Source organism: Streptomyces sp. NPDC005266, from assembly GCF_040607655.1.
In the GTDB taxonomy this organism is placed as follows: domain Bacteria; phylum Actinomycetota; class Actinomycetes; order Streptomycetales; family Streptomycetaceae; genus Streptomyces.
This window is the reverse complement of sequence record NZ_JBEXHC010000014.1, coordinates 166,518-176,227: the sequence shown is the minus strand read 5'-3', so window position 1 is coordinate 176,227 and position 9,710 is coordinate 166,518. Positions and strand designations below refer to the sequence as shown.

General features: G+C 68.7%; 7 protein-coding genes and 1 tRNA gene. 1 reads left to right on the top strand and 7 read right to left on the bottom strand.

Annotated features, from left to right (window positions below; all coding sequences use genetic code 11):
• Positions 1–293: 293 nt before the first annotated feature.
• The 6 genes from pknB to ABZU99_RS23825 all read right to left on the bottom strand — a co-directional run bounded on the left by pknB (position 294) and on the right by ABZU99_RS23825 (position 8,420).
• Positions 294–2,309 carry a Stk1 family PASTA domain-containing Ser/Thr kinase gene (pknB, locus tag ABZU99_RS23850; RefSeq protein WP_355942737.1) on the bottom strand — a complete coding sequence of 672 codons (2,016 nt, stop codon included), beginning with the start codon at positions 2,307–2,309 and terminating at the stop codon, positions 294–296.
• A gap of 167 nt (positions 2,310–2,476) precedes the next feature.
• Positions 2,477–3,949 (bottom strand): penicillin-binding protein 2, encoded by a 1,473-nt coding sequence (locus ABZU99_RS23845; protein WP_356046027.1) that lies wholly within the window; start codon positions 3,947–3,949, stop codon positions 2,477–2,479.
• Positions 3,946–5,358 carry an FtsW/RodA/SpoVE family cell cycle protein gene (locus ABZU99_RS23840; protein ID WP_355942731.1) on the bottom strand — a complete coding sequence of 471 codons (1,413 nt, stop codon included), beginning with the start codon at positions 5,356–5,358 and terminating at the stop codon, positions 3,946–3,948. Before ABZU99_RS23840 ends, ABZU99_RS23845 begins: the two co-directional genes overlap by 4 nt.
• A 22-nt stretch (positions 5,359–5,380) precedes the next feature.
• The gene (locus tag ABZU99_RS23835) at positions 5,381–6,967 is read right to left on the bottom strand and encodes a protein phosphatase 2C domain-containing protein (RefSeq protein ID WP_356046047.1); all 1,587 of its coding nucleotides are present in this window, start codon (positions 6,965–6,967) and stop codon (positions 5,381–5,383) included.
• Positions 6,968–7,042: 75 nt separating this feature from the next.
• Entirely contained in the window at positions 7,043–7,567 is a 525-nt protein-coding gene (locus ABZU99_RS23830) for an FHA domain-containing protein (RefSeq protein ID WP_356046025.1), read from the bottom strand.
• A gap of 10 nt (positions 7,568–7,577) precedes the next feature.
• Entirely contained in the window at positions 7,578–8,420 is an 843-nt protein-coding gene (locus tag ABZU99_RS23825; protein WP_355942722.1) for a DUF3662 and FHA domain-containing protein, read from the bottom strand.
• 320 nt (positions 8,421–8,740) lie between these two features.
• Between ABZU99_RS23825 and ABZU99_RS23820 the strand changes: the two genes are divergently transcribed.
• A tRNA-Leu gene (locus ABZU99_RS23820) sits at positions 8,741–8,827 on the top strand.
• A 186-nt stretch (positions 8,828–9,013) separates the two neighbouring features.
• On the opposite strand, the gene ABZU99_RS23815 is transcribed toward ABZU99_RS23820, so the two are convergent.
• Positions 9,014–9,667: an NAD(P)H-dependent oxidoreductase gene (locus ABZU99_RS23815; protein WP_355942719.1), complete on the bottom strand. Its 654-nt coding sequence runs from the start codon at positions 9,665–9,667 to the stop codon at positions 9,014–9,016.
• Between the last annotated feature and the right edge of the window lie 43 nt (positions 9,668–9,710).

Genomic DNA, 9,710 nt, shown 5'->3' with positions numbered 1-9,710 from the left:
TGTTCGACACCGTCCACCGCCCGCCTGAACTGGCCTGACGTCCCTGCCCCCGCCCGCCAGGGCCCGACCGGAGCTGAAATCGTGGAAAAACTGGGAAGACCAGTGGATACCCCATGCCCGCACCCCAGCCGACAGCCCAGAACCCGCCCAGAGAGCACTTCGAAACCACGTCGGTGGATCGAGGCTTAGGCAGGCTGGGTCGGAAAGGTACGGGGAAGCCCCCGGCACCCGTTTCTCGCGGGCGCCGGGGGCTTCCCCGTGCGTGGTGCGGCCCCGGTGGGGCCGGCGATGGATCAGCCGAGGCCGCCGAAGATGCCGCCGTTGTCCCCGCCGCCGTTATTGCCTCCGCCGTTGTCCTGGCCCTGGACCGTGATGAGGTTCACGGACTGGCCCTTGGGCACCTGGGTGCCCGCGCCCGGCTGGCTGGCGACCACCGTGGCGTTGTCATCCTGCGGGCCGGCGATGTTGCCCACGTTGAGGCCCAGGTCCTGGAGCTGCTTCTTGGCGTCCTTGAGCTTCTGGCCGCCCAGGTTGGGCACCGGGACGTTCTCCTGCTGGGCCGGGGCCTTGGCGACGGTCAGGGTGACCGTCGAGTTGGGCGCGACCTCCTGGCCGCCCTCGGGGTCCTGCTTGATGACCGTGCCCGCCTCGACGTCGCCGTTCTCCTCCTCCTGCGTCTGGACCTGAAGGCCCTTCGCCTGGAGGGCCGCCTTGGCGGCATCGAGCTTCTGCGTGGTCACGTCCGGGACGAGGACCTTTGTCTGGGCCTGGGCGACGGTCAGGGTGATCGTGGAGCCCTTGGCGACCTTCTTGCCGCCCTCCGGGTCCTGGCGGATGACCTTGTTGGGGGTCTGGTCGGACTCCTCCGTCTCCCTGGTGACCTTGAAGCCCTTGGCCTCGAGCTGCGCCTTGGCGGATGCGAACTGGACGTTCAGGACGTCAGGGACCTCGACCCTCGCCGCGGGCTTGGGGCCCTTGGACATGGTCAGCTCGACCGTCCCGAACCGCTTGATCTCGCCGCCGCCCGTGGGGTTCTGCTCGCAGACGGTGTTCTTCGCCGCGTCCTCGCAGAACTTGGAACCGACCTTCTTGACCTTGAAGTCGCCGTTCTCCCCCTGGCCCGAGGCGTCCGGGAAGGACTTGCCGACGAGATTGGGCACCGGGACCATGCCGTCGTTCTTGCCGCCGCTGAACAGCGACTTGCCGATGAAGATCGCGCCGACCAGCACCAGTATCCCGGCGAGGATCAGCAGGATCGTGGAGAGCTTGCCCTTCCGCGCGGGGGGCACGCCGCGCCCGCGTCCGCGGTCCGGCCGCTCGTCGTATCCGAAGCCGCCGTCGTCCTCGCGCAGTGGCGGCAGCATCGAGGTCGGCGCGGCGCCGCCGGAGTCGTGCGACCGCAGCATCGTGGTGGCCTGGTCGTCGGAGCCGTAGCCGACCGCGCCCAGCGCGGCGGTGGCGGCGACCGGCTGGCCCTCCAGGGCCGCCTCGATGTCGGCGCGCATCTCGTCGGCCGACTGGTAGCGGTAGTCCGGATCCTTGACCAGGGCCCGCAGGACGATGGCGTCCATCTCCGGGGTGATCTCGGGGTCGTACGTGCTCGGCGGCTGCGGCTCCTCCCGCACGTGCTGGTAGGCCACGGCCACCGGGGAGTCGCCGACGAAGGGCGGCCGCACGGTCAGCAGCTCGTAGAGCAGACAGCCGGTGGAGTAGAGGTCGCTGCGCGCGTCGACGGTCTCGCCCTTGGCCTGCTCGGGGGAGAGGTACTGGGCGGTGCCGATCACGGCGGCCGTCTGCGTCATGGTCATACCGGCATCGCCCATGGCCCGGGCGATGCCAAAGTCCATCACCTTGACCTGGCCGGTCCGCGTGAGCATGACGTTCGCCGGCTTGATGTCCCGGTGGACGATGTTGTTCCGGTGCGAGTACTCCAGGGCCTGGAGGATCCCGACGGTCATCTCCAGCGAGCGCTCGGGGAGCAGCTTTCTGCCCGAGTGAAGCAGCTCACGCAGTGTGGAACCGTCGACGTACTCCATCACGATGTACGGGATCGAGACACCGTCGACGTAGTCCTCGCCGGTGTCGTAGACCGCGACGATCGCGGGATGGTTGAGCGAGGCGGCCGACTGGGCCTCTCGGCGGAACCGGGCCTGGAAGGACGGATCGCGGGCGAGGTCCACCCGGAGCGTCTTCACAGCGACAGTACGGCCGAGGCGGGTGTCGTGCGCGAGGTAGACCTCCGCCATGCCACCGCGGCCGAGCACTGAGCCCAGCTCATACCGGCCGCCGAGGCGACGCGGCTCTTCCATAGCTACTCCAGCCCTCTTCCGTGGTTCCCGGCCGCACCTGTGGGGGCCGGCGAAGTGCTGCTCGCGCATACCGTACCCGGCACGACTTACGGGACCCGGCCTCAGCCGTTACTTGATACCGGACCGGTACGGCGACGTGCGGGATTGGTATCGGGGCGTGACCGGCGTCACTTGTCGCCCTGGCTGTCGAGTACCGCCTTCATCACACTCTTGGCGACCGGTGCGGCCAGCTTGCCGCCGGCGATGTCGTCGCGGAGGGTGTTGGAGCTCTCGATGACGACCGCGACGGCGACGGGGGAGCCGTCGTCGTCCTTGGCGTAGGACAAGAACCACGCGTACGGGTTCTTGCTGTTGGCGACGCCATGCTGGGCGGTACCCGTCTTGCCACCGACCGTGACGCCCGGGATCTGGGCGTTGGTTCCGGTGCCCTCCTTGACCACGGTCTCCATGATGTCCTGGAGCTTGCGGGCGTTGTCCGGGCTGAGCGGCTGGCTCATCTGCTCGGGCTCGTTCTGCTCGATCGTGTTCAGATTGGGAGCGCGCAGCGAGTCGATCATGTACGGCTTCATCAGCTTGCCGTCATTGGCGACCGCGGCGGCGACCATGGCCATCTGCAGCGGGGTGGCGCGGGTGTCGAACTGACCGATGGAGGACATCGCGTTGGACGGCCGGTCCATGTCCTCGGGGTAGAAACTCGCGTTGGTGCGGACCGGCGTGAGGACCTCGTCGTTGAAGCCGAACTTCTTGGCCTCCTCCAGCATCTTCTTCCTGCCGAGGTCGTCGCCGAGCTTGCCGAAGACCGTGTTGCAGGAGTAGCGGAGCGCCTGCCGGAGCGAGGCGTTCTCGCAGGGGATGTTCCCCTCGTTCTCCAGGTTCTTGGTGGACAGCGGCAGTCTCCAGGGCAGCGGCGACTCAGTGGGCGCGTCGACGTCCGTGTACTTGCCGTTCTCCAGCGCGGCCGCGGCGGTGACCACCTTGAAGGTGGAGCCGGGCGGATAGGTCTGCCGCAGCGCCCGGTTGAGCATCGGGTCGTCCTCGTTGTTCTGCGGCTGCAGCGCCTTCCATGCCTTCTCGTCGCTCTTCGAACCGCCCGCGACCTTCGAGGGGTCGTAGCTCGGGGTGGAGGCCAGCGCGAGGATCTTGCCGGTGCGCGGGTCGAGGGCGGCGACGGCGCCCTTGTTGTCACCGAGCCCCTTGTAGGCGGCCTCCTGGGCCTTGCCGTTCAGGGTGGTGATGACGTCGCCGCCCTTCTGCTCCTTGCCGGTGATCATGTCGATCGTCCGGTTGAAGAAGAGACGGTCGTCGTTGCCCGTCAGGATGCCGTCTTCGAGCTTCTCGATCTGGTTGGCGTCGAAGACCTGGGAGGCGTAGCCGGTGACCGGCGCCCACATCGGACCGTTCTTGTACGTGCGCTTGTACTTGAAGTCGGTCCCGTTGGTCTCGACGGAACCGGTGATCGGCCGGCCGTCGACGATGATGTTGCCGCGCGGCTGGCTGTAACGGGCGATCAGCACGCGGCGGTTGTTCTTGTTGTTCTTGAGCTCGTCCGCCTGGACGTACTGGATCCAGTTGTCCCGGATCAGCAGGGCGAGGACGAGGAGGCCGCAGAAGATCGCGATTCGGCGCAGCGGCTTGTTCACGGGCGGACCACCTGAGTCATCTCGGCGTCTGTGGACGGAGCGGGCGTCGGGGCCGGCCGGCGGGCAGTGTCGCTGATCTTGATGAGGACGGCGACCAGCGCCCAGTTGGCGAGCACCGACGAGCCGCCGTAGGCGAGGAACGGCATCGTCATACCGGTCAGCGGAATGAGACCCATCACACCGCCGGCGACCACGAAGACCTGGATGGCGAAGGCGGCCGACAGGCCGATCGCGAGCAGCTTGCCGAACGGGTCGCGGGCGGCGAGGGCGGTGCGCACGCCGCGCTCCACGATCAGGCCGTACAGCAGCAGGAACGCCATGGTGCCCGCCAGCCCCAGTTCCTCGCCGACGGTGGCCAGGATGAAGTCGGAGTTGGCGGCGAAGCCGATGAGGTCGGAGTTGCCCTGGCCGAGGCCGGTGCCGAAGACGCCGCCGGAGCCGAAGGACATCAGGGCCTGGGCGATCTGGTCGCTGCCGCCGGTCTTGAAGGCCGCGAAGGGGTCGAGCCAGGCGTCCACGCGCTGCTGGACATGCGGCTCGAAGGTGGCCACACCCACGGCACCGACCGCCGACATCAGCAGACCGAAGACGATCCAGCTGGTGCGCTCGGTGGCGACGTACAGCATCACGACGAACAGGCCGAAGAACAGCAGCGAGGTGCCCAGGTCGGTCTCGAAGACGAGGATGAGGATACTCATCGCCCACACCACGAGGATCGGTCCGAGGTCACGGCCGCGGGGCAGGTACAGGCCCATGAAGCGGCGGCTTGCGAGCGCCAGTGCGTCTCTCTTCACCATGAGATAGCCGGAGAAGAACACCGCGATGATGATCTTGGCGAACTCGCCGGGCTGAATGGAGAAGCTCCCGATCCTGACCCAGATCCGGGCGCCGAAGACCGGCGGGAAGAACACCGGCAGGATCAGCAGGATCAGTGCCCCGATCATCGAGACATAGGTGTAGCGCTGAAGGATCCGGTGGTCCTTGAGGAAGATCAGTACGGCCACGAACAGGGCCACGCCCATCGCCGAGTACATCAGCTGGTTGGGCGCCGAGGGCGAGAAGACCTGACCGATGCTCTCCGCCCGCTGCGCCAGCCGCCGGGACTGGTCCAGGCGCCAGATCAGCACGAGGCCCAGCCCGTTGAGCAGCGTGGCGATCGGCAGCAGCAGCGGATCGGCGTACGGCGCGAACTTCCGCACCACGAGATGGCCGACGCCGGCGAGCAGTCCGAGCCCGATGCCGTAGCTGAGCATGCCCGACGGCATCTCGTCGCTGAGCGCCAGACCCGCGTTGGCGTAGGCGAAGACCGGAATGATCACCGCGAAGACCAGCATGGCCAGCTCGGTGTTGCGCCTGCTCGGCGGACCGGCCGTGCTGATGGTCGTCGTGTTGGTCGTACTACTGCTCATGGGTGGACGGCCCCTTACGGCTTCACTGCTGGGTGCTGCTGCACTGCGGGACCAACTTCTTCTCATCCTCCGAGAGCGTGGGGCCGGGCTTTGGAGTGGGAGAAGCCGTCGGCTTCGTCGTGGGCTTGGACGTGGCCTCGGCGGCGCGCGTTCCCGTCTCGCTCTCGCCGGTCGGGGGCTTGGCGCCGCTCCCCTGGGTCTTGCCGGCGCTCGGGGTGGCCTTGCCGGACGCACCGCCGGCCTGGCCCTTGTCGCCGGTGAGGTCCTTCTGGCTCTCCTCGGCCTTCCGCTGCGCGTCGGCCTTTCTGCAGGCGCTGGCCAGGGTGGCGAGGTCCTTGGTCTTGTCCTGGGCCTGGCCCAGCCCGCTGACCGCGATGGTGTCCTCGACCCGGCCGCGCTGGTCGGTCGGGAGGTACTTGAGTTCGATCTCGCGGTGGTCCTCATGGACCTTGTTGAGCTTGATCCAGGCGAGATCCTGGCTGATGCCCTGGTAGATCGCGACATGATCGCCGTTGGCGCCCACGTAGTACTGCGTCTGCGTCCAGCGGTAGCCGCCGTACAGCCCGCCGCCGATCACGGCGAGACCCAGCACCATGAAGAGCGACCGCTTGGCCCATGTCTTGCGACCGCTCTTCTTGCTGAAGTCCCCGTCCGCATACGCCCCGAAGCTTCCCTCGGGCGGTCCGCCGACGGCCGGACCGCCACTGCCGGGCGGACCGAAGCCGCCCTGTGGGTCGCCCTGCTGCGGTACGGAGCGGCCGAGCTCGGCGGCGCGGCCCGCGGGGGTGTGCGCGGCGCCGCCGTCCCCGAGGGGGACCTGGTTCTCGGCGACCGCGCCCACGATGACGGGGGTGTCGTTGAGCTGCCCGGCCAGGGTGTCGCCGCCGTCGACGTCGAGGACGTCGGCGACGATGCAGGTGATGTTGTCGGGGCCGCCGCCGCGCAGCGCGAGCTGGATGAGCTCTTGCACCGTCTCGTGCGGGCCCTGGTAGTTGGCGAGGGTGTCCTCCAGGGTCTGCTGGCTGACGACGCCGGACAGGCCGTCCGAGCAGATCAGATAGCGGTCCCCGGCCCGGACCTCACGGATGGACAGATCGGGCTCGACATGGTCGCCGCTGCCCAGGGCGCGCATCAGCAGGGAGCGCTGCGGGTGGGTGCCCGCCTCCTCCTCGGTGATCCGGCCCTCGTCGACGAGGCGCTGGACCCACGTGTGGTCCTGGGTGATCTGGGTGAGCACACCGTCACGCAGCAGATACGCGCGCGAGTCGCCGACGTGCACGAGACCGAGCCGTCGGCCGGTCCACAACAGGGCGGTGAGCGTGGTGCCCATGCCCTCCAGCTGGGGGTCCTCCTCGACCATGACGCGCAGCTGCTCGTTGGCGCGCTGCACGGCGCTGCCCAGCGAGGTCAGGATGTCCGACCCCGGGACGTCGTCGTCGAGCTGGACGAGAGTGGAGATCACCTCGGAGCTGGCGACCTCGCCGGCGGCCTGGCCACCCATGCCGTCGGCGATGGCGAGCAGCCGGGGGCCGGCGTAACCGGAGTCCTCGTTGCCCTCCCGGATCATGCCCTTGTGCGATCCGGCCGCGAAACGCAGTGACAGACTCATGCGCACCTCGCCCGTCGGCTCCGGGTACAGCCCCTTGCCAACCACGCTGCCCACCCTCCGGTCGTCATGGTCCTACTACTTCCGCAGCTCGATGACGGTCTTGCCGATGCGGATCGGCGCGCCGAGCGGAATCGGTGTCGGTGTGGTGAGTCGGGTCCGGTCCAGGTAGGTGCCGTTGGTGGACCCTAGGTCCTCGACGATCCACTGGCCGTCGCGGTCCGGGTAGATCCTGGCATGCCGGCTGGAGGCGTAGTCGTCGTCCAGCACGATTGTTGAATCGTGCGCACGGCCGAGAGAGATGGTCTGCCCCTGCAGGGCGACCGTGGTGCCGGTCAGCGTGCCTTCGGAGACCACCAGCTTGGTGGGGGCCCCACGGCGGCCGCGGCCGCCCGACTGCTGGCGCTGCTGCGGCGGTGCGGCCTGCTGCTGCTGCCGCCGCTGCGGCTGCGGCCGGTCGGGGGCGCCGCGGCGCGCCGAACCGCGCTGGGTCACGCGGGTCCCGAACAGGTCGCTACGGATGACCTGAACGGCCACGATGACGAACAGCCACAGTACGGCGAGGAAACCCAACCGCATGACCGTGAGGGTCAGCTCTGACATTGCCCCCGCTTCACCCTTCGGCTTGCCGGTAAACGATGGTGGTGTTGCCCACGACGATGCGTGAGCCGTCGCGGAGCGTAGCGCGCGTGGTGTGCTGTCCGTCCACCACGATGCCGTTCGTCGACCCGAGGTCCTGGATGGTCGGTGGTGTTCCGACCCGGATCTCGCAGTGTCTGCGGGAGACACCGGGGTCGTCAATCCGCACGTCAGCGTCGGTGGAACGGCCCAGGACGAGCGTGGGCCGGGAGATCTGGTGGCGAGTGCCGTTGATCTCGATCCAGCGGCGGGTCTGGCCCTGCGGCTGCGGGCCGACGCCGACTCCCGCCCCGCCGGTGCGGGGCACCGGACGGGCGCCGGGAGGCGCTGGGGGCATCGGAGGCGCGCCCGAGGGCTGGGCGGGGTAGCCGTAGCCGCCGGGGCGCTGCTGGGGCGCGCCGGCGCCACCGCGGCCCGGGGCCTGCTGCGGACTCTGGGACTCGCTGGAGGCCAGGGTCCGGCTCCGCACCCGGTAGAGGCCGGTGTCGAGATCTTCGGCCTTCTCCAGATGGACCTTGATGGAGCCCATGAAGGTGTAACGCTGCTGCTTGGCGTAGTCGCGCACCATGCCGGACAGCTCGTCGCCGAGCTGCCCGGAGTACGGGGCCAGCCGCTCGTAGTCGCCCGTGCTCAGCTCGACGATGAAGTCGTTGGGGACGACGGTCCGGTCGCGGTTCCAGATCGTTGCGTTGTTGTCGCACTCACGCTGGAGCGCGCCCGCGATCTCGACGGGCTGGACCTCGGACTTGAACACCTTGGCGAAGGTGCCGTTCACGAGACCCTCGAGACGCTGCTCGAAGCGCTTCAGTACTCCCACGGGGCACCTCCTTCCTAGTCGTGCTCAGTGTCGTCCTCGTACTGCTTACTGATCGTATCCACGCGTCGGGAAATCGGGTGGTTCCCCTTCCTGGCCCTGTGGAGCAGTGTCACCTCTCACAGGGATCGTAGAGGTGCCCTGACGACAGTGTCCCGCAACCGTGACCGACTCCGGGCGGGCGGGGGTGGAGGCATCGGATACGGGTGTGAATCCATCCTCCGCAGCGTGCTAGTGTTCTGGATGTCGGAAGGCGCCCCACACGAACCGGACCGATCCGAGGATCAGACCGGAGGGGCAAGCAGTCAAACGACAGCACCCATGCGCGGGTGGCGGAATAGGCAGACGCGCTGGATTCAGGTTCCAGTGCCCGAAAGGGCGTGGGGGTTCAACTCCCCCCTCGCGCACCAGTCGGAGCGGGCCTCTCCGGAGTGACAAAAGTCGCTCTGGAGAGGCCCGCTTCGCGTTTGTCCGACGGTGGGACGGCAGAGGGCCTCCCCATGCGGGGAGGCCCGGGGCCGCTGCGGGAGCCCCTGCTGCCGGTGCCGGTGCCGGTGCCGGCACCGGTCCGGTGCGGGGCTGTGTGCCGGTCCGGATCAGGCGGCGAAGCCGGCGGCGAGCGCCTTGGCCTTCGCGGTGGCGTCCTCGTGGGCCTTGGCCTTGGAGGCGTCGGAGAGCTCGATCAGGTCGGCCATCGCCGGGTTGGTGCGGGCCAGCGTGAGCTCTGGCACAACGAACTCGACCTCAAGGCCGAGCGCCCCGTTCAGCGCCTTCTCCAGGTAGGTCGTGACGAACTCGAAGCTCTCCCGCGGGGTGCCGGGGCCGTAACCGCCGCCACGGCTGGCGACGACGACCGCCGGGGTGCCCGAAGTGGTGGTCTTCTCCGCGCCCGCGGTGCGGCCCATGATGATCACGTGGTCCAGCCACGCCTTGAGGGTGGAGGGGATCGTGAAGTTGTACATCGGGGCGCCGATGAGGACGGCGTCGGCCTGCTCCAGCTCGCCGGCCAGGGTCTCCCTCAGGGCGAAGGCGGCCTGCTGCTCGGGGGTGCGGGCGTCGGCGGGGATGAATCCGGCGTGCGCGGCGAGGCCGTCCAGGTGCGGAATGGGCTCGGCGGCCAGGTCGCGGTAGATCACCGTGCCGTTCGGATGCTGGGCCTCCCATTCCTTGCGGAAGCTGGCGGCCACGGAGCGGGAAGCGGAGGCTTCGCCGGGGAAGATCGCGGTGTCGATGTGCAGAAGGGTCGGCATGGGATGCCTCCGTTGTGATCAGGGTTCCGGGAAGGAGCCAGAA

What these genes read in the sequence shown, in the direction of transcription:
- ABZU99_RS23840 (WP_355942731.1), bottom strand. Translation starts at nt 5,358, where the DNA reads ATGAGCAGTAGTACGACCAACACGACGACCATCAGCACGGCCGGTCCG.
- ABZU99_RS23830 (WP_356046025.1), bottom strand. Translation starts at nt 7,567, where the DNA reads ATGTCAGAGCTGACCCTCACGGTCATGCGGTTGGGTTTCCTCGCCGTA.
- ABZU99_RS23815 (WP_355942719.1), bottom strand. Translation starts at nt 9,667, where the DNA reads ATGCCGACCCTTCTGCACATCGACACCGCGATCTTCCCCGGCGAAGCC.
- pknB (WP_355942737.1), bottom strand. Translation starts at nt 2,309, where the DNA reads ATGGAAGAGCCGCGTCGCCTCGGCGGCCGGTATGAGCTGGGCTCAGTG.
- ABZU99_RS23835 (WP_356046047.1), bottom strand. Translation starts at nt 6,967, where the DNA reads ATGAGTCTGTCACTGCGTTTCGCGGCCGGATCGCACAAGGGCATGATC.